General features: G+C 38.6%; 19 protein-coding genes and 1 tRNA gene. All 20 read right to left on the bottom strand.

Features of this window, described 5'->3' with window-relative positions; translation table 11 throughout:
- Positions 1-3: 3 nt before the first annotated feature.
- Positions 4-435, bottom strand: a complete 432-nt coding sequence (locus FHR29_RS11945) for a DUF1579 family protein (RefSeq protein ID WP_183914905.1) — start codon at positions 433-435, stop codon at positions 4-6.
- Positions 436-503: 68 nt separating this feature from the next.
- Positions 504-1,250: a succinate dehydrogenase/fumarate reductase iron-sulfur subunit gene (locus FHR29_RS11940; protein WP_183914903.1), complete on the bottom strand. Its 747-nt coding sequence runs from the start codon at positions 1,248-1,250 to the stop codon at positions 504-506.
- 14 nt (positions 1,251-1,264) lie between these two features.
- Positions 1,265-3,178: a fumarate reductase/succinate dehydrogenase flavoprotein subunit gene (locus FHR29_RS11935; RefSeq protein WP_183914901.1), complete on the bottom strand. Its 1,914-nt coding sequence runs from the start codon at positions 3,176-3,178 to the stop codon at positions 1,265-1,267.
- Between the two features lie 23 nt (positions 3,179-3,201).
- Positions 3,202-3,855 carry a succinate dehydrogenase cytochrome b subunit gene (locus tag FHR29_RS11930; protein ID WP_132845567.1) on the bottom strand — a complete coding sequence of 218 codons (654 nt, stop codon included), beginning with the start codon at positions 3,853-3,855 and terminating at the stop codon, positions 3,202-3,204.
- A gap of 10 nt (positions 3,856-3,865) precedes the next feature.
- Entirely contained in the window at positions 3,866-5,296 is a 1,431-nt protein-coding gene (locus tag FHR29_RS11925; RefSeq protein ID WP_132771106.1) for an anion permease, read from the bottom strand.
- A gap of 15 nt (positions 5,297-5,311) precedes the next feature.
- On the bottom strand, positions 5,312-6,463 hold the full coding sequence (locus FHR29_RS11920; RefSeq protein WP_132845568.1) for a porin: 1,152 nt from the start codon (positions 6,461-6,463) through the stop codon (positions 5,312-5,314).
- A gap of 403 nt (positions 6,464-6,866) precedes the next feature.
- Positions 6,867-7,433, bottom strand: coding sequence for a TlpA disulfide reductase family protein (locus FHR29_RS11915; protein WP_132845569.1), 567 nt, complete (start codon positions 7,431-7,433; stop codon positions 6,867-6,869).
- 8 nt (positions 7,434-7,441) lie between these two features.
- Positions 7,442-8,545, bottom strand: coding sequence for an efflux RND transporter periplasmic adaptor subunit (locus FHR29_RS11910; protein WP_183914899.1), 1,104 nt, complete (start codon positions 8,543-8,545; stop codon positions 7,442-7,444).
- An 11-nt stretch (positions 8,546-8,556) separates the two neighbouring features.
- Positions 8,557-11,733: an efflux RND transporter permease subunit gene (locus FHR29_RS11905; protein ID WP_183914897.1), complete on the bottom strand. Its 3,177-nt coding sequence runs from the start codon at positions 11,731-11,733 to the stop codon at positions 8,557-8,559.
- Positions 11,734-11,742: 9 nt separating this feature from the next.
- The gene (locus FHR29_RS11900) at positions 11,743-13,131 is read right to left on the bottom strand and encodes a TolC family protein (protein ID WP_183914896.1); all 1,389 of its coding nucleotides are present in this window, start codon (positions 13,129-13,131) and stop codon (positions 11,743-11,745) included.
- Positions 13,132-13,249: 118 nt separating this feature from the next.
- Entirely contained in the window at positions 13,250-13,651 is a 402-nt protein-coding gene (locus FHR29_RS11895; protein WP_183914894.1) for a hypothetical protein, read from the bottom strand.
- 189 nt (positions 13,652-13,840) lie between these two features.
- Positions 13,841-14,200 carry a DUF4180 domain-containing protein gene (locus FHR29_RS11890; RefSeq protein WP_183914892.1) on the bottom strand — a complete coding sequence of 120 codons (360 nt, stop codon included), beginning with the start codon at positions 14,198-14,200 and terminating at the stop codon, positions 13,841-13,843.
- Between the two features lie 36 nt (positions 14,201-14,236).
- Positions 14,237-14,575, bottom strand: coding sequence for a n-acetylglutamate synthase (locus FHR29_RS11885; protein ID WP_183914890.1), 339 nt, complete (start codon positions 14,573-14,575; stop codon positions 14,237-14,239).
- On the bottom strand, positions 14,572-14,871 hold the full coding sequence (locus FHR29_RS11880) for an antibiotic biosynthesis monooxygenase (protein WP_183914888.1): 300 nt from the start codon (positions 14,869-14,871) through the stop codon (positions 14,572-14,574). The genes FHR29_RS11885 and FHR29_RS11880 overlap by 4 nt, the downstream gene beginning before the upstream one ends.
- Before the next feature lie 467 nt (positions 14,872-15,338).
- Positions 15,339-15,426, bottom strand: a tRNA-Ser gene (locus FHR29_RS11875).
- 306 nt (positions 15,427-15,732) lie between these two features.
- Complete coding sequence (locus tag FHR29_RS11870; RefSeq protein ID WP_183914886.1) at positions 15,733-17,607, bottom strand: sodium:solute symporter family protein; 1,875 nt, start codon at positions 17,605-17,607, stop codon at positions 15,733-15,735.
- Positions 17,608-17,886: 279 nt separating this feature from the next.
- Entirely contained in the window at positions 17,887-19,071 is a 1,185-nt protein-coding gene (locus tag FHR29_RS11865) for a glycosidase (RefSeq protein WP_183914884.1), read from the bottom strand.
- A gap of 30 nt (positions 19,072-19,101) precedes the next feature.
- Positions 19,102-20,919 carry an aryl-sulfate sulfotransferase gene (locus tag FHR29_RS11860; protein ID WP_260292074.1) on the bottom strand — a complete coding sequence of 606 codons (1,818 nt, stop codon included), beginning with the start codon at positions 20,917-20,919 and terminating at the stop codon, positions 19,102-19,104.
- Positions 20,920-21,025: 106 nt separating this feature from the next.
- On the bottom strand, positions 21,026-22,651 hold the full coding sequence (locus tag FHR29_RS11855) for a RagB/SusD family nutrient uptake outer membrane protein (protein WP_183914882.1): 1,626 nt from the start codon (positions 22,649-22,651) through the stop codon (positions 21,026-21,028).
- Between the two features lie 51 nt (positions 22,652-22,702).
- Positions 22,703-25,717, bottom strand: coding sequence for a TonB-dependent receptor (locus FHR29_RS11850; protein WP_183914880.1), 3,015 nt, complete (start codon positions 25,715-25,717; stop codon positions 22,703-22,705).
- Positions 25,718-25,934: the final 217 nt, after the last annotated feature.

Below are 25,934 nucleotides of genomic sequence, written 5' to 3'. Positions count from 1 at the left end.
ACTTTATCTTTTTGTCAGTTTTATGTGTATAAAATCGCTCCAGATATTATGATCAGTTAGCTGTTTCCAAATACCTGAAAATTCATTGTTCTCCTTACTGAACCCACCGTTAAACTTTAAGTTAGTTCCGGTAAATGTCCAAAGGTGATTGTCTAATATAGCATTCATAAAGCCAGATTGACCTTGATTGTTATAATATTGCATGCTGTAATGTTGACGTACGACGTCATATCCTATAATTTCATGGGTAAGGCTATTTGACGTTCCTATCATGACATTTGCCTGGTGCAAAAGAAAAGAATTGTCTAGAATCCAACAATATGTATCAGTCCCTTTGATTTTAACTTCTGGAGCATTATTGGTTTCTAGAATAATACCGTCGGTATCCCAGGTTCCTATAAAATGATTTAAATGCTGTTTTGCTATTTGATCCATTTTCGATTCTTAAGGTCAATTTTTTTATTAACTGTAGTTCAGAATATTGGTATTTGAATTTACAATCTTTATTTTTTTAATAGATGTGCTCGATTATATTCATAATTCATTCGTGCAATATTGAGTACTGAAATACCTTGTGGACATTCAACTTCACAGGCTTCTGTATTGGAGCAATGGCCAAAGAGTTCTTCATCCATTTGATTTACCATATCAATGACCCTAGTAAGTCTTTCTTCTTTACCTTGTGGGAGTAATACCATATGGTTGATTTTTGCTGATGTAAAAAGGGCCGCGCTTCCATTTTTACAGGTGGCAACACAGGCTCCGCATCCGATACAGGCAGCAGCATCAAATGCCGCTTCTGTCACTTGATGTGTTACGGGAATGGTCAGTGCTTCCGGTGCTTGTCCTGTATTGATTGATACAAATCCACCTGAAGAGATAATGCGGTCAAATGCCGAACGATCTACTTTTAAATCTTTTTTTACAGGAAACGCTTCAGATCTAAATGGTTCGATAAATACCACCTCCCCATCTTTGAAGGACCTTAAATGTAATTGACAGGTAGTCGTATTTTTCAGCGGTCCATGCGCAATACCATTTATCATCATACCACATTGTCCACAGATTCCTTCACGACAGTCGTGATCAAATTCAACAGGTGTGTCATTGGCCAATATGAGCTTTTCATTTAATGTATCTAGCATCTCTAAAAAGGACATATGCGGATTGAGGTTTTCCAAAGTATAGTCTACAAGTTTGCCATCAGCATTTTTATTCTTTTGTCTCCATATTTTTAGATGTAATTTCATAGCTTGAATTTTAATTATTTATAACTACGTACAATAGGTTGAATGACTTCAAATGATAGTGGTTCTTTATGAAGAATAGGAACAGATCTGTTGTTCCATTCCCATGCCGAAATGAATTGATATTCGGCATCATTTCTTTTTGCTTCGCCTTCAGCTGTCTGATATTCTTCACGGAAATGTGCACCACAAGATTCATTTCTAGTCAGGGCGTCATAGCACATTAATTCTCCGATTTCGAGGTAATCAGCGACTCTTCCAGCTTTCTCTATTTCTGTATTCATTGTTTCCTCATTTCCCGGAATATGAACATTTCTATAAAACTCTTCCCGTAATTTCTGAATCTCCAAGATTGCGAATTTTAATCCGGCTTCATTTCGAGCAAGGCCACAGTAATCATATAGTATTTTACCAAGAGTTTTATGGTAATAATCCACAGTTTTGGTTCCTTTGCTTTTGCTGAATTGTTGCAATTGTGTTCTGACTTCTTGCTCTGCTTTCTCAAATTCAGTATGATCCGTTGATATTTTTCCCGTGTGGATATCACCTGAGAGATAATTTGCTATGGTATAGGGAGCAATAAAATAGCCATCCACGGAGGCTTGAAGGAGAGAATTTGCTCCTAATCGATTAGCTCCGTGGTCTGCAAAATTAGCTTCTCCTAAAGCAAATAACCCAGGAATTGTCGTCATTAATTCGTAATCTACCCAAAGTCCTCCCATTGAAAAGTGAGCCGATGGAGAAATCATCATTGGTACTTGATAAGCATTATAACCGGTAATTTTTTCATACATGTCGAATAAATTACCGTACTTTTCTTTTATTTTGTCTATTCCTTGTTCTTTAATGGCTTTAGAAAAATCCAGATAAACGGCATTTTTTAAGGGACCGATTCCAAATCCGGCGTCAATTCTTTCTTTTGCTGCGCGTGAAGAAATATCTCTAGGGGCTAGATTTCCAAATGCGGGGTATCTTCTTTCCAGATAGTAATCTCTTTCTTGTTCGGGAATGTCATTAGCAGAACGCTGTTCATTTTCTTTAAGTGGTACCCATATGCGTCCATCATTTCTTAAAGACTCGGACATGAGTGTTAATTTAGATTGATAATCTCCAGACTGCGGTAATGATGTCGGATGAATCTGAATCCAACTTGGGCTAGCCATTAATGCACCTTTTTTATGCGCCCTCCATATCGCAGAACCATTGCAACCCATCGCTAAAGTGGAAAGATAATAGATTTTCCCATAGCCTCCAGTAGCCAGTACAACAGCATGTGCGGCATGGCGTTCAATCTCGCCAGTATCGAGATTTCTGATAATTACACCACGCGCTTTTCCTTCTATAATCACTAGATCTAACATTTCATGACGGGCATGTAATTTGACTGTTTTTTTTCCGACTTGACGCATAAGTGCTTGATAAGATCCAAGTAGCAATTGCTGTCCGGTCTGTCCTCTTGAATAAAATGTCCGGCTTACTTGAACACCACCGAAAGAACGATTGTTGAGATAACCTCCATATTCTCGACCAAATGGGACACCTTGAGCAACGGCTTGATCGATGAGATTGAGGGAACATTCAGCCATTCTGTATACATTAGCCTCTCGCGCACGAAAATCTCCTCCTTTTAAAGTATCAACAAACATCCGGTAGATGCTATCGCCATCATTTTTATAATTTTTTGCGGCATTGACACCGCCCTGCGCCGCGACAGAATGGGCGCGTCTTGGACTGTCTTGAAAACAAAATGATTTTACATTATAACCCATTTCACCCAATGATGCGGCAAGAGAGCTTCCCGCTAGCCCAGTTCCTATTACGATGACATCTAGTTTTTTACGATTTGCCGGATTGACTAATTTTGCAGTTTTTTTATAGTTTTCCCATTTTTTCTCTAAAGAACCTTCGGGGATTTTTGCATCTAAATTCATATTCTTAACATATAAAGGTTTAGCTATTGGGTAAAGTAAATGTAGATGGGCATCATAGCAAACCCTACACTTATAATAATGGAGTAAGCTATGCCACAGGTTTTGATCCACTTTACATATTTTGGATGAAAGAGACCTAAAGTACGAATGGCACTATGTACACCATGAATGAGGTGGTAACATAATGCAACCATAGATAAGACGTAAATGAGCACATACCACCATTCTTTAAATGTGGTTACTACCAAAATATAAAGATCTTTATTACCATTGCTATCTATTGGTGGACTCCCGAATTTATAGACGTACCAAAAATTTTGAAAATGAATGACTAGAAATATTAAAATAATGGTACCTAGAATACCCATGTTGCGACTATACCATTTACTCGCCCTTTGTCTTTGATCACGTTGATACTGTTTTCCGGATTTTCTATTTTTAAGGGTAATGACCAAAGCGTCCAGGGCATGTATCAGAATGCTTGCATAAAGTACATATGAAACTATTTTTATTAAAATATTACCAGATAGAAATTGAGAATAGGCATTGAACTGTGTATGGGCCTGTTCGGAAGGTAAAAACAGTTGCAAATTTCCTAAAAAGTGAATGATAAGGAAAAAACATAGGAATAAACCTGTCAAACACATTACTAATTTTCGAGATAGGGTTGATAACATAAGCAAAGAATTAATAATAACCGATTATTTTCATCCACAGACCACCAACTGCCATGTAGATCACGAGTAACAGCACTCCAATTTCAAAACCCTTTACCCACCATGACTTGAGATCGACATAGCCACTACCGAAATAAACAGGAGCAGGACCATGTCCATAATGTGTAAGGACACCATATATAGATCCTACGAAACCAAGCATCATGGCCAATAGCATACCTGGTATACCTAAGGAAACTCCTACTCCGAGCATAGCGGCGTACATTGCCGCGACATGTGCAGTAGCACTGGCAAAAATATAATGGCTGTAGAAATAGACTAAAATGATGACAGGAAAGGCAACAATCCAATTTAATCCGCCGATCTCCGTTTTGATCAAATCACTGAACCAGCCAATAAAACCAAGTTCATTTAAAGAGCTGGCCATCATGACAAGTACTGCAAACCACACAATGGTGTCCCATGCTCCTTTCTCTGATTTTACATCTTCCCAAGTCAGGACAGATGTGAGCAATAACAGTGTCAGTCCAATAAATGCTGTAGTTGTGGCATCTATGGATAGTGATCCTCCGAAAATCCATAATCCCAACAGTATAAAAAAAGCAAGTAACATCAGCCATTCATTTGTTTTTATAGCACCCATTTCTTTTAATTTTTCAGTAGCCATTTTAGGTGCATCAGCTGTTTTTTTTAGTTCTGGTGGGTATAGTTTGTATAAAACTAACGGAACAATAAAAAATGCAACAATTCCGGGTACAAATCCAGCCGCAGCCCATGACATCCAAGTGATATTTATTCCCAAATCTGCAGCGAATTTCTGACACATGGGATTACTCGCTGTTCCGGTAAGAAACATTGATGAGGCAATGAGGTTCATGTAATAACTATTAAGCGTTAGATATGAACCGATTTTTTTATGAGTGCTCGGATCTTCTGGCAGAGATCCAAAACTAATAGCCATTGATTTCATAATAGGGTAGATGATACCTCCACCACGGGCAGTATTACTAGGAATAGCAGGAGCAAGACAAACGTCTGCAAGCCCCAATCCATAAGCTAATCCCAAAGAACTTTTTCCGAATATTTTGATAAATATAAATGCTATTCTGTTTCCTAAGCCGGTTTTAATAAAACCTCTTGCTATAAAAAATGAGATTCCTATAAGCCAGATTACTTTATCACCAAAACCACTTAATGATTTGGTAATGGATAGAGAGGCATTACCAGGTGCTAGAACCTGTGTAAAAGCGGTGAACCCAATGGCCAACATACACATGGTACCCATAGGAGCAGCTTTTAGTATGATACCCAGGATTGTTGCCGCAAATATAGCAAATAGGTGCCAAGCCTCGGGTGACACACCCTTTGGTATAGGTATAAACCAAATAATCAATGCGAAAGCAAAGGTTATACCCATCTTTTTAATGTCCACTTCTTTCATATTTTCTGTTTAAGGTTATAATCGACTTTGTACTTGTAAAATGAACAAATTACCATTGTATTTGTTTGTACTTTCAATTTGATGTTTATAATAATCCATCTGCATACCCATTTGTATTCTAGCCCCGTAGTTTTTGAGAAATTCCAAGCTTACCATAGGAACTAAAGACTGTCTGGGATTAGATTTTTGTCTGAAATCAGTATCTAAGTATTCATATCTACAAGAAAACTCAATAGCTTTCAGGTTTTTATAATCAATTTCATAACGCATATTCGGTAAGAAGTAAGCTCCTCGCATTTGGTATTGATAAATATCTTGTAGTCGCTCTGTTTCTTCGAGACTGAAGTATAGATTGTGATTAATCGCCTGCTTAGCTTCGATCTGAAAATCTATATTCCATTTATGTGCAAGCTGAAATTTAGACGATACATCAAATGCTAAAGCATGTACATTTCTTTTAAACACGGTACCCGTACCACCGTTTAAACCAATACTGAAATCATATTTTTTTGCCAGATCAAATACGATCCTTGTTAAAAATTGTTTTCCATTATCTTTATCCGAAACCTGATTTTTTCCATTTCCATTCACAACAGAAACGGCATAACGCATTGGTATGGTTCCTAACGGTAATGTACCGCCTACGGAAGCCCCAATTTGAAAACTTGTCCAACCATTTTTTCCAAATTCGGTATATTGGTTAGACCATTCCAATGATTTGATGATATCCACGGGATAAGTTTCTTCTAATCCAAACCAAGGTCTGAACTGTCCAACGGTAATGGCAACTTTGGGATTAAAACTGTACCGTAGGTAAGCGTTCTCTAAAACTCGGGTCTTGGGATCATTTTTAAAATCAGCAAAATTTGCTAAAGCAACAACTTCTACTCTTCTGCTAATTTGTCCTTTGAGTTGCGCGCGCATGTATTTGAGCGAAAAGGAATTATTTGTGCCCTTATCATCTGTATGGTGAAGGCCTTCTACATCAACATTTTTTTTAAGACTTGTTGTAAACCTTCCTTGAAAAAGCCCCTTGAACTGAAATTTGGGGTAACTTTCTAAAATTTCTCCTTGCGTACTATCGGGCACTTGGGCGCGAGCCGATATACTGTATAAAAGTAAAAATCCAATTAAAGTGCATGTTGCAAAAGGTAAGTTTTTTTTCATATAAAATAGTTAATGTAAAAGAACAGGAAATTATGAGCTATAAATTTTAATCTATATCGCGTATTTTATAGTCTATTTGGTTACTAATGAGCACAACTTGCTTTGCTCATATATAAAAATAAGGAGATAAATCTATATAATGAAGGAAAAAATATAATAATTCAATATTTTTTTAAGTTCAAAGATTATTTCATGCTGTTTTGTAAAAAAGTCTAGCAAAAGTGCTTTCTTATTGTTTAATATAGAAGTAACATTTCTTTGCTATGCTTGAGCATTGGATTCTTTTGATTGCTCACTTCGGGAGAAGTAAATTAATGAGTATAAAAAAAGCCTTCATCGTGGACAGATGAAGGCTTTTGGTCTCACTGTATTAATAATGAGCTACATTTTTTACAATAAGGTATTAATTGCTTTGAATAAGCTCATTCAAAGATTTTGCTATTTCAGGATCTGCGTAATCACGCCCACCTTCCATACGATCTACCATCTCTCCCTTTTTGTTAATGATTACCGTAGTTGGTATTGCATTTCCTAAGAAATCTTGCGGAATATCGCCATTTGGAATATACACTTGTAAATCATATTTATTTTCGGTCATAAATGCTTTTGATTTTTCCATCGTGCCATCTACATCTACCATTAAAAATACGATGTCATCATTACCCTTGAAGGATTGTTTTAAAGTGTTGATAGAAGGCATTTCATGAATACAGGGAGGGCACCACGTCGCCCAAAAGTTAATGAATACCACTTTACCTTTTAGTGAGCTTAGGGTGATATCTTTTCCATTTTCATCTTTAAAGCTAACCTCGTTTGCTTGGATAGCTGTAGTAGCCGCTGTACTATCCTCTGCTGTTTCGTCCGACTTTGAATTTTGCGTGTCTTTAGTTTTTGAATTGCAGGATATAGCTGTAATGCTGCATGCAATCAAGAGCATGCCGATCATTTTCCTATTGAATTGGATTTTCATATTTATTTCTATTTGTTTATTTTTCCTTCTTTAATTTCTTCTGATGGCTTTAATATGATCTGACTTTCTGTCGAAATTTGGCCAAATACTTCCGTTAACGTATCCAAATGTACGCCTTCCTTGACAGGAATGCGTTTAATTTCTTGATCGTCTAATATAAGTATAAAAGTGCCAGCCTGCGTCGTTAGAACACTTTTTTTAGGTACCCAACTAGATGGGGTCTTGCGTTTTAATTTTAATTTAACTTGCGCATAGTCGCCTCCTTGTAATTCGCGTGATGGATTGTCGACATCAAATTCTAGTGTAAGTGACCGATCTTGCTGATTCAGTAATCCTGAAGTACGGGATAATGTTGTCTCAAATGTTTTTCCAGGCTGTGAACTTACGGTGAAATTCGCTTGGACACCTTGCTGAACAGAAGCCGCATGTTTTTCTGGAAGTGACAAAGTTAAGCGTAATTTATTACCTTGTGCCATCATGAACAGCGATTGGTTGGATGAAGTTCCTGCCAATGCTCCTACGGAAACATTTCGCTCTGTAATGACGCCATCGAAAGGGGCAGTGATACGCAGATATTGCTGTAATTGTGATGTATGGGTCGTACCAGCTTTAGAAGCTTCGTAAGCTGCACGTGCACTTTCAACAGAACTCTTTGCTCTGTCTAATTCAATTGCCGCTACAGCACCGGCTGTCGCTGATGCATCTTTCAAACGATCGTATGCTTGTTGTGCAAAGAGGTAATCGTTATATATCTTTTGCTCAGTAGCTTTGTCAGAAAGATATCGTTGATCCATTTCTGGGGCCTCTAGTATTGCCAATAGCTGTCCTTTACGTACATGATCACCACGGTCTACATATAACTGTTTTACAAATCCTGATACTTTTGCAAAAACAGCCACCTGTTCATAAGGTTTCAGTTCTGCTGGAACTGAAATCTCATATTCCGGATTTATGAACTGTACCGCCACAGTACTATAATTTATTTGTTTGTCCGCTTTTTTATTCTCTTTTTTAGTTTTTTGTTCTTGCTGACCGCATGACATACATGTAAGGAGGAGCAAAGCAAAGCCCGTTAAACTTGATATTTTATATTTAGAGATTGTCGTATTCATGATGTGATATTTTATATGGATGATGTTTTATTATTAGAATAATACTGACTTGTCTCATCATCAGGATCTAGAGATGGGCTACTAACTGATGTTCTGGACATGAGCGAAGAAAAGAAATGCGGTAAAAGCAGTAAAATAACAATTGTAGATGCAATAAGACCGCCAATAACCGCTCTACCGAGAGGTGCTACTTGTTCGGCACCATCTCCAATACCTATTGCCATAGGCAACATACCGGCAAGCATGGCCGCGGCAGTCATTAATATCGGACGCAATCTTGACGAAGCAGCTAATCTTGCCGCGTTTGTAGGTTTTAAGGCCATGTTTCTTCTGTAATATTCAGCTTGATTAATGAGCAATACGGCATTGGATACCGATACACCAATGGACATGATAATACCCATATATGATTGTAAATTAAGAGTACTGTTCGTAAGAAATAATACAATTAAGCTCCCCGTAATTACAGCAGGAATGACTGATAGGATAATTAAAGGAACTTTAAAAGACTGGTAGTATGCAGATAACATCAAGAAAATAGCAATAATAGCTACAGCTAATCCTGTCAAAAGATTGCCTAATGTATCGTCAAGAAGTTGCATTGTACCTTCAGTCCATATACTAACACCACGTGGAGGTTCGCCCGCATCTTTTATAGCTTTTTTTACGGCTGTAGAAGCTGTTCCCAAATCTTGATTGTAGACATTTGCTATGATCGTGACATATCGGTTAGGACCTTTGCGGTTTACTTGTGCAGGAGCGGTTACTCGGCGAACAGTGGCAATATCTTCAAGTACCGGACGGAGGTTTCCTTTCTTTAAAGGAAGTGATTTAAGCCTTTCTTCTGATGACATGATATGCTCGGGGATCTGAACCTGAACTTGAAAAACAAGCCCCGATTTCGGATCTACCCAAAGATTTTTATCTGTAAAACGGGTAGAAGAGGTGGCGGTCACTAAGCTCTTCGTGATTTCCTGCATGGTCAATCCAAACTGTCCGGCCAAGTCACGGTTAACTTCAATTTCAAGAGTAGGGTAGGCGATTGGTTCAGCAATTCGTACATCTCTTAAATAAGGTATTTCTTTCAAATTTGATTCAATTTTCGAAGCATGTGTATTTGCTGCTTTAAGCTGTCCGGCACCAACTTTAATTTCAATGGGCGTCATAGCTCCCTGTCCCATTATTTTTTCTGTCAGTTCCATCGGTTCAAAATTGAACTTTATCTGTGGATGATTCTGAGTTATTGAAGTTCTTATTTTTTCTTTCAGGTCCTCCATAGATCCAGCATACAAATTTTGATCTACGGATACTTGCAGTACCGCTTCATGTGAAGAACTTGTGAACAGAAAAATAGGATTGATTGGCGATGTAGCAGGTTGCATGCCCACGAAAGCAGAAGTTATCGCTATGCCATCTTCAGGAAGCTGTGTTTTGATAGCATCAGTAATGGAGTTGACGATCTGTTCTGTTTTTTCGATTCTGCTTCCTTGTGGGGCTTGTATACGTAATTGGAAGTCACCGCTATTTGATACAGGCATGACATCGGTTCCGACGAAATTTAATAATAAACCGATTGTTCCCCCAGAAAGTACAATATAGAGTAAAAAAAGACCAAGTGATTTTGCGGACCACTTGCGCATTCTGTAAGAATAATTTACTCTGAATTTCTCAAAAAAAGCTTTTTTTCTATTCGTTTTACTTACAATTTCCTGTTTATTTTTCATTAACCAATTCGCCAAAATAGGTACGAATGTTTGAGAGGCAATAAAGGATGCTATCATTGCAAATGCTACAGCCATTGATAAAGGAATAAACATGTCCTTAGGAATACCGGTCATAATGAAAGCAGGAGTTAACACTGCTAGAATGCAAAGTAGAATTAAAAGCTTTGGAACAGATATTTCAAGCAACGCATCTAAAATAGCGCGCTGTTTTCCTTTTTTCATTTCCATATGTTGATGGATGTTTTCGATCGTCACTGTAGCTTCGTCGACAAGAATACCGATCGATAGGGCTAAGCCGCTTAGTGTCATGATGTTGATGGTTTGTCCAAATAGGTAAAGAACCATAACAGCCGAGAGTATAGCGATCGGTATTGTCAGTACTACGATAAAAGCCCCCCGCGTATCTCCTAGAAATAAGAAAATCATCAATCCCGTAAATACTGCACCGAGTATGCCTTCATGTATCAGATTAGAAAGTGAGCGCTCAATGTATTTGGATTGATCAAATTCGTAACGGACATCCACATCTTCCGGAAGTTGATTCTTTAATTTATCCATGGAGGACTTTAAATTATTTACAGCATCTAGTGTAGAAGCATCTGCTTTTTTGATGATAGGCAGGTATACGGAGCGTTTCCCGTTGACCAATGCATATCCCACTGTTTGATCTGCGCCATCTGACACAGAAGCGACATCTCTGACATAGATGGTACGGTTGTCAGTGGTCTTGATCGGTGTATTTAAAAACTCCTCCGGATTTTTAGCGATTGAGTTAATTGGAGCCATTAAATTTTCATCACCTATACGGATATTTCCGGCAGGAGAAGGAACACTGCTTTTGGTGATGGCAATTGTAATGTCTTCGGCACTTAGTCCGCTGGCCTGCATCGCTTCGGGATCAATATCGACGACAATTGAACGCGCATTACCTCCAAAAGGTGCGGGTGCGGTGATCCCGGGGATTTCGACAAACATCGGTCTGATTTTGGTTAATACAAGTGTCTGTATTTCATTGATCGAGAGTTTGTCGCTTTCAAAGACCAACTGACCTACCGGTAATGAACTTCCATCAAAACGGACTACCATCGGCGGTACTGCACCAGCAGGTAGAAAGCCCATCGCTCTTGAAACTGAAGTAGATACTTCTCCGGCTACTTGTGCCATGTTGGTACCTGGATAAAAGGTAAGCTTCATCAGGCTGAGCCCCTGAACACTTTTAAAGTCTATATTTTTAACACCGCTGACAAATAGGAGCACTTTCTGAAATTCATTTGCCATAAATCCGTCCATATAGGCCGGGGATAATCCGCCATAAGGCATAGCGATATACATAGCCGGTAATTCAACTTCAGGAAAGATGTCTACATTGATTTTTTTTATTGTGCTATAAGAAAAAAAGGCAATCGTAATGACCGCTACCATGATAGCAATGGGTTTCCTGAGTGCAAATCTTATTAGATTCATATCTATATATTAAAGGTTATTAAACAGATAATCGAAATTGGCCGTTAGCTCTGACTCATATGCCAGTAACATCCAATACGAACGGGAGGCTTCGATATGATTATTCTCGGCCTGTTCAAGTAAAATGCGGATCTGTAATAATTCACTAAGCGTGATCAGTCCACTTTTATAACGGGCTAGGTACATACCATAAGCATCTTGTGCCTGTTTAACGGCGATTTGAGATTTCTGTAACTGCTTATATTGCCAGTGGCTTTTTGTTTGAGATGCTGATAGATCTGCTTCCATCGCATCTTGATATTGCGTTTGCAATAATTTAGCGCTGTTGGCCTCTTCATTTAATCCTTTACCTTTTAATCGGTTTGTATATAAACTTGTTATATTCCATGTTATGCCTATACCGACAAGCATATTATTCGTGTTATTTCTAAAACCGTCTTGCCATGCACTTGAACTTTTACCATTGGAGTTAACACCTGTTCCTCGGTAAGCATAGCCACCTAGTAGCTTTAATGATGGCATCGCTGCTCTCTTTTGGGCTTCTCCGCTTTGCGTATAGTATTGCACCTGTTTGCCTAATGCAGCTAATATTGGATGACTGTCGTTGATGCCCTGACTAGCATTTACATCCTGACTTTCCATGGGAGCTGAAAAATGCCGAATGGACGAACTGTACATAACAGTATCTTGACCATATAGTTCTTGGAGTTTGATATAGGAAGCATATTTATTACCGTTCCATTTATCATACTCACCCATGGCCTGCACATAAGAAGAAGTAGCCAAAAGACTATCTGCCGTAGGTTTAAGACCCGAAGCCGCTAAACCTGAACTGATTTTACGGATATCATCTAAGCGTTCCGTATTTTTTTTAGACCATTCTAATTTTGCATGATTATAAAGCAATGTGATGTAGCGTTCAGAAAGTACTTTTTTGAGATTTAGGATGTAAGCATCCTGCTCACTAACTTTTTTCTGAACTAGCGTTTCTGCCACTTCATTTTCTTTTTTAAGTCTACCAAAGGTGAACAATTCCCATTCAACAGTAGCCGAAGCAAAGCTATTTGCTGCTAAACTGCTTCCTTCTAATGCTCCAGGATTACCGCTTACATTAAAAAAACCGGGCTGCGGAAAGAAAGCTCCGGCACTTCCTTCATAAGTGCCATAGGTGTTTTGAAATTGTGTTTTTACTTGTGGAAGATGAGTACTTTTTACAGCTTTGGCATTTAGCTCGACCGCATTTATAGCAATTTTTTTAACACCTATTCCAGGGTAGTTTTCTTCCACCTGAGACCATAAACTGCCCAGTGTGTTTTCTTTTTTTTGCTGTCCGTATAAGGGTAGCACGGATGCAAGGGCAAGCCACATACATATAGCTGCCACTATGTCTTTTATCATAATGATATTATGTTTTTGAAAAGCCGTTGAAATAACAACAAGCTGTCTAGAATAAAATAGAAGTTTTGCCTATTGAAAAGTAATGATCAATAGGATTATAGGAAGGTAAAAAGAAGTACTAAATTTGGAGATTGCGATCTCTTATAAAAATAGGAATGGAGCCTGATAGTTTCAGATTACCATAATTGGGGTGTACTTGTTGACTGCGGATAACAATGTTAAGCAGTAACATAAACGCAAGGGTAAATAATACAAGTGGAGCAAAATCACCAACATGAAAAGAAACAGCTTGTGATATCTGTGTATCTGTGCTTTCACTATTGATACATTTTTCAGCTACGTTGCTGGAAAAGAGATTTCCATTTTTTATCGGAGCTTTTGTTGTATTACTTGTTATATCTGCCCAGCTTTTGATGCTACTTTTTATTGCACAGGAAGTCAACAGTACACAAAAAACCGTTGCAACGACAAATAAGATGCGTTGCGATTTTCTTGCGATATGTAGTCTAAAGCGGTTCATATAGAGGTAAAGCTAGGGCTTTTTATGCGAGCCAGCAAATATTAGGTGGTGTTTTTTTCATATCTAACAGTTTTGTTGCTGAAGCAGGTTTTTTCTAAAAAACAGAAAATTTAAATTTTATACTTCATTCAAGCTTATGAATAATACTTGCATTGCCATTGAAAGTTCAAAATCACTCCTTCATGCTTTTTATTTTGTAAGAAGTGACAGTGCCTCCTCTAGTGTTTTTACAAAATTAACCTGTCTTCCTTTATTACTTTCATATATGAAATCAATCATGCTTTTGGAAGTGAATTTTGAAAAATCACCTATAATAATGATTTGCATGCGGTAATTAGAAAACTTTTGCAATACTTCTCCCGCGATTTTATTTTTAAGATCAAAAAAATCTGATATCAAATTTTTTTCGTGTACGATTACTTTAGAGAGATCCTCATAATAAAGATTTCCTATTAAATCTACGGCATCATCTGCTGTTTTTATGACTACGGCATCGGAAATTAATTCTGCTACTTTAATGTGATTGATCTGGTGGAACGTGAAATTCATTATTTATTGTTTTAGTAATGGTATTCAAGATATGGTTTACAATTCTTCAATAATAGACTGCCCTAAAGATAGGTCTCCCGAAGTCCATTGCCAGCTTTCATGTAATCTTATTTTTCCATTCGGTAAGATTTCGGGTTTAGATTTACACATTCCAGTCATTAATTTTCCTTCTCTATTCACCTGTTGATAGCGCATATCAATCTCACCCTGCTCATTCACCAGACCAATCAATTGACCATGGATGATTTTACCTCCTTTATATTGAGCTGTTACAATAGAGTCAACCTGTTTATAGTGGAAAACTGTTTCATGCGATGTTTCTCCATTATTGCTATTGTTTACAGCAGAAAAACTTTTGTTATTATAATTTATCATATTTTTTGAGGTAAATCTTCGTAATGAAAAACTTGAGGAAAGGGATCATAATAGTCGTGAAGCAGCTCTTTCCATTTTAAATATTGCGGAGACTGGCGGAATCCAATTTCATGTGCTTCAACCGAACTCCACTCCACTAGAAGTACATACTGGTTTTCTATCTCAATACATTTTTTTAGTGAATGCCTTATATAGTCGTCAATAGCTGCAATATATTGGCTGGCTGTGATGAAGTCATTTTCAAATGCAAGCCGCTTACCTGCTTTTACATGTAATATCGCTAATTCTAATATCATCGGTTTGTTTACATTATCGGTGGGAAATTAAAACGATTTCGAATTGTCTTTAATTCCATTTTCCAAAAAATAAAAAAGTTGAAATCTTTTATTTCTTTATCTTGCAATTTAAAAAATATTTGATAGAATAAAGTATGCTTGTTGTTTCGATACCGATCGTTTTTAATATTTGGAAAGTGTGGCGGATTATTTTATGATCCCAGGAAGAGGCATCCCTATAGAATATAGTAATATAAAAAAGCTTGCAAAATATCATAAAAAACAAAAGCCCAAATTACTTTGGGCTTTTGTTTTTTGGCGGAGAGCGAGGGATTATTTCATGATCCTAAAAAGGGGGGGCTTCAATCACAAAATATAACCATTCGCTTTGCTCATTTCTTTTGTTGTTTATAGAGTTTTATTTAAGCAAGCTTCAAAACTTCATAAACAACAAAAGCCCAACTTTGCAGTTGGGCTTTATTTTTTGTTGGCGGAGAGCGAGGGATTCGAACCCCCGGACCTATGACAGTCAACAGTTTTCAAGACTGCCGCATTCGACCACTCTGCCAGCTCTCCGCGACAAAAGTACGAATTTTAACATTCCTACCAAATTTATTTTAAAAAAATAAAGGTAAAAATAGATTTTGAACAGTGATTTTGCTGATTTTAAGTGTCTTAATTTTTATTAGTTTTTTGTTTTATGATAAAGAGATCGATGTTTTCGATAAAACAAACATCACTTGTATTTCCAAAATCCGATAATACCGTGTTCCAGAAGCCATATTTCGATTGTTTTAGACATTCATTTTCCGTTTTGAACTATATTTCATATTGGATCTATTATGAAAAAGGAGTTGTATGGAGGGAAGAATCTTCAGTTTTTTATGGTGTGAAATTCTTTTTCATAAATGCATCGTATTCTTTCTCTTCTATATTCATTTTGTCGTACCAATTTTTCTTTAATATTAACGAGGTAATACTCAGAACCAATATACTGGTTATTAATGGAAATCCTTGTTGAACAACAATATACATCGGTATTAATGTCAAAGAACACTGCCACACAATACCGATAACAATATTGAACATATCACGTTTGAAGTTTTTGTTTTCCTTTAAATCGGGATATTGGGCTTGTGCTTTTTTTATAATTGGATCCCAGAAACCCCACGGACGTACTTTAATGTAGAAGTCTATGAGCGTTTTATCTTCAGTAGGTTTGGATAGTAATGTGCCTGCTATACAGCCAATCAATGAAATACACATTAATATCGGAAAATAATACAAAGGCAATATGTCTGGGAAAAACAATGGTGCCACCATTGCAGCTACAATACCTGTAAACATACCTGAAAAGAAGCCATTGCCATTAAATCTCCACCAATGCCATTTTAAAACATTAGCAGCGATGTATCCGCCATACAATGCAGAAACGATCCATTGTAAAATAGAATTGATATTGTGCAGATAAAGGCCAATTATGGTGCTGACAACAACAACCAGTACGGATATGATGTAGCTTGCTCTAATTTGAGTTTTGGAGGATGCTTTTGTGTGGATGTATTTTAGAAAAACATCATTTACCAGATATGCTTGAGCAGCATTTACAGTGGAGGCAAATGTCGACATAAAAGCAGCGAGCAATCCTGCTAGCAAAATACCTACGAGCCCTACGTATGCAAATTCATTGATCGCTTTAGGAAGAATGGTTTCAAAGTCAATATTATTTCCCATTGTCTTAAATTCGTCACTAAAAAATACAAGTGCAAGTACTGTAAAACCCATGATCATCAAGTATCTGGGAATTAATAAAATGACCGATACCGAGCCACTCATGAGTGCGGCTTCTCTTGGACTACGACAGGCAAGTATTTTTTGCATATCATAGTTAGCTGCTGGTCCTGCCATACTCATAAATACTCCCTTGAAAAGCATCATCATAACAAATATCGTAAACAAGCTATATTGATCTTCTTGGATTTTAGTCATGATAGAGGGAATTAAATTTCCCCAATCAAGATCCAATTTCCATCCAAAAAAAGGAGAGTCCCACCCTTTGGGTGTATGTGCTGCAAGCATTTCCGGACTCACTTTATTCATGGCTATTGTCGCAATGATGATTCCTGAAATAGTCATAATGCTGAATTGGACAACATCGGCCCAAACAATGCTATGCATGCCTCCAAGCATCACATAAGAGGTTGCAATAGTCGTAAAAAATATACCGTAAACCTTAGCGACAGATTCTGGTTCCAGATGAATGGGAACATAGGGAGATATATACTCCCAGGGAAAAAATACTTCCATGAATTTTCCGATTCCGATGAAACCATAGCTAAGAAATCCAAGAACCCCAATTATTGCATATAAGATTACTATTGTATGGGACAGGTTGGCTCCTCGTCCATAGCCAAAGCGTGTTCGGATCCATTCAGCTCCCGTTAAAACATTGGAACGGCGTAACCATACTGATAGGTAGATCATTAAAAATACCTGATTGAAAACGGGCCATAGCCAAGGAATCCAAAGGCTTTTAAAACCATAAACAAATGCAAGATAGACCATCCACATGGTTCCCGAAATATCAAACATGCCAGAGGCATCCGATAGACCAAGCATGTAGAAAGGAAGTTTTTTGCCTCCAAGAAAATAGGAGTCCAGATTTTTTGAGGCTCTTTTTTTTAATAATAAGCCGATAACGATCATAGCGATGAGATAGACGACTATTATAAGTATATCTATGAGTTGGAGCTTCATTGAATATTAACTATTCCTTTCTAGTGATTGATTTGTAAATTGGTTTCTTCGGTAACCAAATATACATTTTTTTTCTACTATTCCTTATCCCGTTTTCAGCGATAGGGATGTTACCATATACATCGTTATCAGGACAATTTAGTATAAGCAGATGAAGACTTTAAAGAAATTAATGATTGTATCGTTGAGATAAAGCCGTCATGAATTCCTAAAATTATGAGAACTCATGACGGCTTTAAGAAAAAATTGATGTTTCTGGCCGATGGCTTGAAATTTCTTTTAGATCATTTTAGCGAGGTAAGCGTGATTTTTGTCGATCAGCTGATTTATTTTTTTTACAGATTCCAATGATCTAAAATCATCTTTTGGTGTATGATGACAGTAATCCAGTAGTCTGTCAATATCTGATATGGCAACATGCATGCGTGTATCACTGGATGCATAGTATATATAAACAGTTCCATCATCTTTTGCAATCCATCCATTTGAAAATAAAACATTGGACACATCTCCAATTCTTTCATCTTTTTGAGGGGCTAGCAGATATCCACCTGGCTCCGCAATCAATAGACTAGGGTCTTGCAGGGCGGTGAGGTAGAGGTATAAGACGTATCTTAGACCCGCTGCGGTTTTACGCACACCATGGGCTAAATGCAACCAGCCTTTAGTCGTTTTAATAGGAGGTGGACCTTCTCCATTTTTAACTTCCTTGATCGTATGGTAATGTCTGAAATTGACGATCTTTTCTTCCTGTACTGTGGCATTAGCGATATCATCTATCAATGTCCATCCAATTCCGCCACCACTTTTGGCCAGGATAAAATCATCTTGAGGTCTTGTGTAAAGTGCATATTTTCCATCGATAAACTCCGGATGAAGCACAACATTACGTTGCTGACTGGAAGCACTCAGATTGGGGAGACGTTCCCACTGGATCAGGTCTTTTGAACGTATAATGCCTGCAGAAGCAAGAGCACTTGAGAGATCACCTGGTGCTGCGTTAGGGTCTAATTTTTCACTGCAGAAGACTCCGTAAACCCAGCCATCTTCATGAACAGTGAGTCGTATATCATAAATATTTGTTTCGTCAGGATCGGTATCTGGCACAGAGATCGGACGATCCCAGAAGCGAAAGTTGTCAAGACCATTTTTACTTTCAGCAATTGCAAAAAAAGATTTTCTATCTGTGCCCTCGACACGGATAAAAAGGAGATATTTTTCTTTCCAGTAGAGTGCACCCGCATTCATAGTCGAGTTAAAACCTATGCGTTCTAAAAAAAAGGGATTCGTCTGTGGATTAAAATCATAACGCCAATGCAAAGGAATGTGATCTTTTGTAATTACTGGATTTTCACAGCGTTGTATAATACCATTTGACGAAGGAATGCAATAATTGGGTCGGTTAAGTAAAGATTCATGGTATTCAGCTACTTGTTTCTTTTGGTTTTCAAATATAGTCGACATCAGGCAGTAAAATCTAGAAGTATTTTCAATTTAGTAGTTCTCTGGGTATAAAGGCATGCGGGTTACACGGTGGAAGGCGAAGCCACTGTTGGCCGCGATTTCAAGTTCAAATAGTATTTCTTTAGTCTTTGGATTTATTTCCATGATGCGGCCCCCTGTTCCCAATGAGGTGGACACACCCATACCGGGACAGAACAGGACATTTCCGGTTTGTTTCAGGTATTGTACTCCTGACACGGCAAGAGAAAATCCCTTAGCACCGCGTTCCTTACCATAGGACCAAAGTTGCTGTACAGTTTTGTTGGCAACATCAATTTTGTACTCCACTATACGACTATAATTCGTTCTAGAGGGGATGGAGTTTGATATCCAATTACGGTCATAACCATTGTCAAATACCAGTATGCGGTCATTGGCAATAGCTACCGGAGTATGAGGCCCCCATGGCCAGTCAAAGCCGTCGATTTGTGCGTCGCCATTGATAACTGCGGGATCTGTAACCGGAGTGCCGTCTTCAGCAATAGGATTTAGTAACAGAGCGTGATATTGGCTTTTCCATAATTTGTGAGGTGATATGATCCAGCGAAGACTTCCGGAATGATTAAAACTTACAATTCCCTGGTAGCGTAGCGTGGCTAATAAATCATTGCCTATTTCGCCAATAGCATTATTGTGGGCCCAGTTGTTGGGTGTCTGCGAGAAAAGGGGCGGAGTAATACCATCTGGCTTTATGTAGCGGGAAGTATCGAGCTGATGAGCAAGATCCCATTCGGTTACTAGCGTACCACTTTCGGGATTTAACTCGATAATGTGGTCATTGACGCGTGGTTCACCATTTCGCAGGCGCGCACCAGTTTTTGTCACTGTAATTAAGAAGTTCCCGTTGTTCGATTCCGTAATTTCATGATGAAATCCATATCCTAGTTTTTGAAGATCCCACTGACGCTTTAAATTACCAAACATATCGATTTCCACCACACGTGCCTGTGCTTGATCACCTGCAATAAAAGTTCCTTTTTTAGTCCGTTTGAGCCCGATAGAGGTCGAAAGTTTCTGTAAATCTGGAGATGATTTAAGAAGCAATAGCCAACGTAATTCTCCTTCGCTATCTAACATATAAGGGAGGGATACATCCGCTTCACTCATACCCGGATAGTTAATTAAATTCATTCCAGGTTCCATTTTTTCGGGTAGTGCTTTCACTTTTTTCCATTTCGGAAAGTCTGTAAGTGAAATCGCTGCTGTACGTATATGTATCTGGGTACTGCCTCGTTCCTTACCTTCCATATCGGTATAAGTAAGATCAACCAGATTGTCATGGTCAGGATAAAGACCCAAAATAGGTACACTTTGGCGGATTGCATTTTCCTGACATAAATGTGTTATTGTTCCGATTGAGCTGTTTTTGCCCTTTACCGTTACTTTTATTCTACCGTAGGTTGGCAACCATACATCGACTAAAGCCGCTAAAGGATTGTATCCGGAGGGGTTGAGTTTTATCTTTTCAACGATATAATCAAGTTCAGTACCTTTGGTCGGTACAATAAGCTCTGAACCGTCGCGGAAGATAATCTTGGTACGCCAGCGCTCAAGTTCTGCTTCGATCCTGGAAATATCCTGCAATGGAATCCGTAGTGTCTCCTTTTCAAAAGTGAAGATATAATCTTCACTTTTAGAAATATTGATCAGTAACTCACCGGCATCGATTTTAGAACTTAGTGACTGCTGTGACGCTATCATTATAGGTGTAGCTTTATCTTTAGCACAAGAGGAGAGCAGTATGATCAGGAGGATTATTTTTAGGATCTTATTTGCTATGTTATTTTGTGTTCTACCTGTTACCATCATCTATTGTATTTTAAAGCTGGAAGAATTTTTTAAGTTTTCTAGCGAAGCCGTTCCTGTGTTCGCTAGAAAACTGTGGTTACTTTATTGTGAGCTGCTTTTGACTAACTTATCTCCATAATGGATGTTGCTGTATTTTTGTATTTGTATTCATCTCCGATTCCGGAATAGGCAGGTAATAATGTTTTGGTTGAAAATTATTGGCTCCTTGTTTTTTATTTGTAATCAGGATCTGTTTCATTTCGGCTGGAGTATACAAGCGTTTTAAGTCAAAGAAACGATGCCCTTCAAAGAAAAACTCGAGTTCATTTTGTTTGATGATCTCCTTCATCAGTTCGTTTTCACCGGTCCAGTTTTTTGTCCCCAAACCAGCTCTACTACGGACACGTGTCAGCGACTTGACTGCATCTATCAAGTTCCCATTCTTTGCACAGGCCTCTGCATGCAATAATAATACTTCAGCAAATCGGAATACGCGAAAATTGTTATTTCGATTTGTTGCATCATACATGCTGTTCGAGCCAGCTGCATTTAAGAAAAAGTTCGTGTATTTTTTGATTAGAAAGCGCCCAGGTTTATTGCTAATCGTTGGATACACCGGTTCGCCACGTTGTCTTTTGCTGCTTGCATTGCTCCACATCAGATCAAAAGGTTGATTTCCGAACCAGGCACCATCTGTCAGACCGGTTTCATAGTCGGAATATTTCCAAAAAAAGCTGGTATACATCCTTTTGTCAAAACGTGTGTCTGATCCCGCCGGACGCTCTTCTGCAATAAAGCTTGACACGACAGAAGCACCCGGCATTAATTTGAACCAAGCTCCGGTGCCATCAGGTCCGGCAAAATTTGGCAGAACAAATCCTTGTGGGCTGTTTGGCGATTCTTGTCCCCAAGGACCATCTGATCCAAATTTGCTGTCATATACCAGTTCCCAGATTGATTCTTTATTTAACTTGGTATTATCTTTAAAGTTATCTTCAAAATTTTCAACCAGATCATACGTGTATGGTGCGGTTAGCAAGGCTTTTAACTCTGTTTCAGCCTGTGCATATTGCTTGGTGTAAACAAGGGATTTGCCAAGATAAGCAATTGCCGCACCTTTTGTTACTCGTCCCGCTTCGGCGGCAGGTCTGGTTACAGGAAGATTGTCTTTGGCTGCTTTAAAATCAGTTATGACCTGTTTCCATACTTCAGCTTCTGGAGAAGCCGGTTTATTAGTTCCTTCTGGATCATCACCAGCTGGAATTAGCAACAGAGGTACATCGCCATAATTAGCAGCCAATAAAAAGTAATACATTCCCCGCAAGAAGCTTGCTTCAGCACTTAGTTCTTTCTTTTTATTTTCATCCATTGGAACCTTGGATATGTTTTGAAAAAACACATTAGCCCTGTTTATACCACTATACAAGCTGCCAAAGTCACTCGCAGAGGTCCCAGCAGAGTTTAAGAAATTAATATATTCCCAGGTAAATGGTTCTTCACCAGCGAGGAACCATACATCATCTGCTCTGTTCATCGTTTGATAGCCACTATAGGCACCATAATATCCGCTCATCTGCGAGCGAATAGGTGAGTAGATGGTAGCCATGGCTGCCTGGGCATCTCCCTCATTGACCCAGAAGATATCTTCCACTGGTTTGTTGGGATTGATGCGGTCTAGAAAGTCAGATTTACAGCCCCCTAGCGACAGAAGAAGGGTTGCCGCGATCGAACATTTTATGATTGAAATTTTCATGTATATCGTATTTAGGAAATTAAAGGTTGTTGTTTAAAAGTCGTCTATCCATTAAAAGTTAGCTTGTATACCGAACATAATGGTACGTGCCAGCGGAAAACGTCCATGATCTGTACCAGCTGTTAGTACACCCGACGGAGCTCCATTGTCACCATTACTTTGTCCAAGATCGGGTGTATAACCTTTATATTTTGTTACGGTAAACAGGTTGTCTGCAGCCAAAAATATACGACCGTTTTTCAATGTAGCTTTGCTCAGCCAGTGTGTAGGCAATGTGTAACCCAATTCGATGGTTTTAAGACGGAAGAAAGCACCACTCTCTATCCAACGGTCACTAACTCGACGCTTATTGTCATTAGGATCTTCTCTTGTATAGCGCGGAATATCGGTATCCGTATTTGTTGGGGTCCAGGAATCTAAGATACGTGCCGAGTGGTTGTTTACCTCATTGGTTTGTTCCATACGAGCGCGCGTGTAGTTATAGATCTTGTTGCCATACATGCCATCAAAGAAAAAAGCAAAATCAACTCCTTTAAAATCTAAGCCTCCTCGAATACCATACGCAAGCTTAGGGAAAGGACTGCCTATGTATTGGCGGTCATTATTATCAATATGTCCATCTCCATTAAAATCGACAAATTTAATATCCCCTGCCATTGCATTGGGCTGGATTACTGTGCCGTTTGCGGTTTTGTAATTTTGTGCTTCGGTATCCGACTGGAAGAGTCCGTTGGTTTCTATCGCCCAAAATCCGCCTATAGGATAACCAACTTTTGCCCATGATACAGTACCTTCGCCCTGTGGGTTATAACCTTCAAATTCCTGTTTGCCACCCACTGTGACAGCTTTTACTTCATTTTTCACGGTAGATGCATTGATGCCGATGTTATAATTTACATCTCCAATAGCATCTTTAAACGTTGCCGAAAACTCAAAACCCTTGTTTCTGATTGTACCCGCATTCATGGTGGGGGTACCACTAAGTCCTGTAGAAGGTGGCTGATTAATTCCTAAAAGAATATTTTTTGTATCCCGGATATAATAGTCGGCACTGATGTTCAATTTGCTTTGCAAAAAGGCTAGATCTAAACCGATATTGCTGGTTTCAGTCTCTTCCCAGGTTAAATTCCGAGGCGATACCCAGCTGTTACCGGGGATAGCACCCTGCCACCACATACCACCCTGTATATAATTGATACCGTAGGTGGTTACATTTTGTGTTGTATAATCACCGATTTCCTGATTCCCCAATCGGCCATAACTCGCTCTCAGTTTGAAATCATCCACTGTATTTTTAGCGCTTTCAAAGAAACCTTCGTTCATGATATTCCAGCCAAGGGCAACAGAAGGAAATACGCCGTATCGCTGTCCGCTGGCAAATTTGGATGAACCATCTCGACGTACTGTGGCTGTGAACAGATACCGGCTATCGTAGCTATACATTAATCGGCCAAATTGAGATATTAAAGCGGCTTCATTTAAATTTCCGGAGGTGGACTGTTCGGCTGGTGAACCTGCACCAATTACGTCAGTTCCTATCGGAATATCCTTTCGGCCAGCACCAAACCCCCGATTGGAGTTTTCCTGTGATGAATAACCCGCTAATGCGGAAATCGTATGCTTATCAAAAGTATTGTCATAGTGAATGGTATTTTCGATCAACCATTGATTGTTGAAGAAAGCGTTTTCATTGAGGGAAGATTGATTCTTGGCTGTACCATAGGTATAAGCTTCATTCTTGTTGTAATTTCTTCCAGAAGTTCTATTGATCCCAACGTTTAACCTATATTTTAAGCCTTTTATAAACAGATCTGCTTCAGCATAACCATTAAGCATGATATCTGTTTGATAAACATGTTTATTGTATAGATTTAGATAGCCTACAGGATTTTCTAAATTTTTCATCCAGGGTGCATAGGTGGCATAACCACCCAGCGTATTTTCATCATAGATCGGTAGCAAAGGATTTTGGCGAAGGATATCAGTAATGGTCAAATCCGAATATTTCCGATCACCTGATTTTAGTAGAAACGTATTTCCGATGCGGAGGTGATCATTAAAAAAATTAAATGTATTCTTTGAACGAACATTGAATGCTTTGTAACCCGTTGTTTCTAGGATCCCTTCTTGATTTAGGTAGCCCGCAGATACACTATATGTAGAGCGTTCCCCACCTCCAGAAATATCGACATTGATCTTATTAATAGGAGCAGTGTCAAATACCTCATCCTGCCAGTCGGTATTGGCATTGAAACTTTCAGCTTGTGTTGGGAGATATTTATTTTCCTTTTGAAATTTTTTCCATTGTGGTCCATCCATCAGGACCATTTTTTTTGGAAGACTCTGTATACCTGTATAGGCGTTTATTCCAAGTGTAGCAGGTGAAGCTCTTTTTCCACCTTTAGTTGTAATTATTACCACACCATTTGCGGCACGAGAACCGTAGATTGCAGCAGCAGAAGCATCTTTTAACACATCTAATGATGCAATATCGTTAGGGTCTACCAGGTTAATATCACTGAATACACCGTCTACGACATATAATGGTGTATTGTTTCCCATGGAGCTTAGACCGCGAATATTGATACTCATGCCCGCTCCAGGTGTGCCACCAGCATTGGAAACACTTACGCCGGCTATACGGCCCTGCAAAGCACCTGAAGCACTTTTTGCAAGGTTAGACTGTAAATCTTTACCCGTAACTGTGGCTACGGCTCCCGTTAGATCTCGTTTTTTTACCGTTCCGTAGCCGATAACGACTACTTCATCCAGTTGGCTGTCACTTACGAGGCTTAGATTGATAAACGAATCGTCTTTAATCGGTACTTCTGCACGCTGCATACCTACATAGGTAATGAGGAGAAGTTTTCCAGTAGGAACGCTGATCGAAAAATTACCGTTTTGATCCGTCTTTGTGCCATCTGTGGTTCCTTTCACAACAATTGTTGCTCCGACAATTGGATTATTTTCTTTGTCTTTTACCGTTCCTTTAACTGGAATAGCCTGCTGTGCCCATGCAAATAGGCTAGAGCTGCAAAGTAGTGATAGTAATATGGTTTTTCTCATATTCTTGTTGATAATTAGTTGTTTGTCATGTTGGCGGATTTAAGGGTAAAATGATTTATCCTTAAGCTGCTAATTGGTTTATTAGTAATCAGTGGGGGCTAAACTACGGTAAAACACAATTGGTAAATTGTACAATAGATTCAAGTTGATTGAACTATTTATTCTTTGTTTATACAAATTGGGGAGAAAAGAGGAATAAATAACCGAATAGAACGGG

Source organism: Sphingobacterium sp. JUb56, from assembly GCF_014191365.1.
GTDB classification, from domain to species: domain Bacteria; phylum Bacteroidota; class Bacteroidia; order Sphingobacteriales; family Sphingobacteriaceae; genus Sphingobacterium; species Sphingobacterium anhuiense.
This window is presented reverse-complemented; position numbering and strand designations above follow the sequence as displayed.

Excerpts from the sequence above, each read along its gene's own strand:
- FHR29_RS11945 (WP_183914905.1), bottom strand. The coding sequence starts at position 435 with ATGGATCAAATAGCAAAACAGCATTTAAATCATTTTATAGGAACCTGG.
- FHR29_RS11940 (WP_183914903.1), bottom strand. The coding sequence starts at position 1,250 with ATGAAATTACATCTAAAAATATGGAGACAAAAGAATAAAAATGCTGAT.
- FHR29_RS11935 (WP_183914901.1), bottom strand. The coding sequence starts at position 3,178 with ATGAATTTAGATGCAAAAATCCCCGAAGGTTCTTTAGAGAAAAAATGG.
- FHR29_RS11930 (WP_132845567.1), bottom strand. The coding sequence starts at position 3,855 with ATGTTATCAACCCTATCTCGAAAATTAGTAATGTGTTTGACAGGTTTA.
- FHR29_RS11925 (WP_132771106.1), bottom strand. The coding sequence starts at position 5,296 with ATGAAAGAAGTGGACATTAAAAAGATGGGTATAACCTTTGCTTTCGCA.
- FHR29_RS11920 (WP_132845568.1), bottom strand. The coding sequence starts at position 6,463 with ATGAAAAAAAACTTACCTTTTGCAACATGCACTTTAATTGGATTTTTA.
- FHR29_RS11915 (WP_132845569.1), bottom strand. The coding sequence starts at position 7,433 with ATGAAAATCCAATTCAATAGGAAAATGATCGGCATGCTCTTGATTGCA.
- FHR29_RS11910 (WP_183914899.1), bottom strand. The coding sequence starts at position 8,545 with ATGAATACGACAATCTCTAAATATAAAATATCAAGTTTAACGGGCTTT.
- FHR29_RS11905 (WP_183914897.1), bottom strand. The coding sequence starts at position 11,733 with ATGAATCTAATAAGATTTGCACTCAGGAAACCCATTGCTATCATGGTA.
- FHR29_RS11900 (WP_183914896.1), bottom strand. The coding sequence starts at position 13,131 with ATGATAAAAGACATAGTGGCAGCTATATGTATGTGGCTTGCCCTTGCA.
- FHR29_RS11895 (WP_183914894.1), bottom strand. The coding sequence starts at position 13,651 with ATGAACCGCTTTAGACTACATATCGCAAGAAAATCGCAACGCATCTTA.
- FHR29_RS11890 (WP_183914892.1), bottom strand. The coding sequence starts at position 14,200 with ATGAATTTCACGTTCCACCAGATCAATCACATTAAAGTAGCAGAATTA.
- FHR29_RS11885 (WP_183914890.1), bottom strand. The coding sequence starts at position 14,575 with ATGATAAATTATAATAACAAAAGTTTTTCTGCTGTAAACAATAGCAAT.
- FHR29_RS11880 (WP_183914888.1), bottom strand. The coding sequence starts at position 14,871 with ATGATATTAGAATTAGCGATATTACATGTAAAAGCAGGTAAGCGGCTT.
- FHR29_RS11870 (WP_183914886.1), bottom strand. The coding sequence starts at position 17,607 with ATGAAGCTCCAACTCATAGATATACTTATAATAGTCGTCTATCTCATC.
- FHR29_RS11865 (WP_183914884.1), bottom strand. The coding sequence starts at position 19,071 with ATGTCGACTATATTTGAAAACCAAAAGAAACAAGTAGCTGAATACCAT.
- FHR29_RS11860 (WP_260292074.1), bottom strand. The coding sequence starts at position 20,919 with ATGATGGTAACAGGTAGAACACAAAATAACATAGCAAATAAGATCCTA.
- FHR29_RS11855 (WP_183914882.1), bottom strand. The coding sequence starts at position 22,651 with ATGAAAATTTCAATCATAAAATGTTCGATCGCGGCAACCCTTCTTCTG.
- FHR29_RS11850 (WP_183914880.1), bottom strand. The coding sequence starts at position 25,717 with ATGAGAAAAACCATATTACTATCACTACTTTGCAGCTCTAGCCTATTT.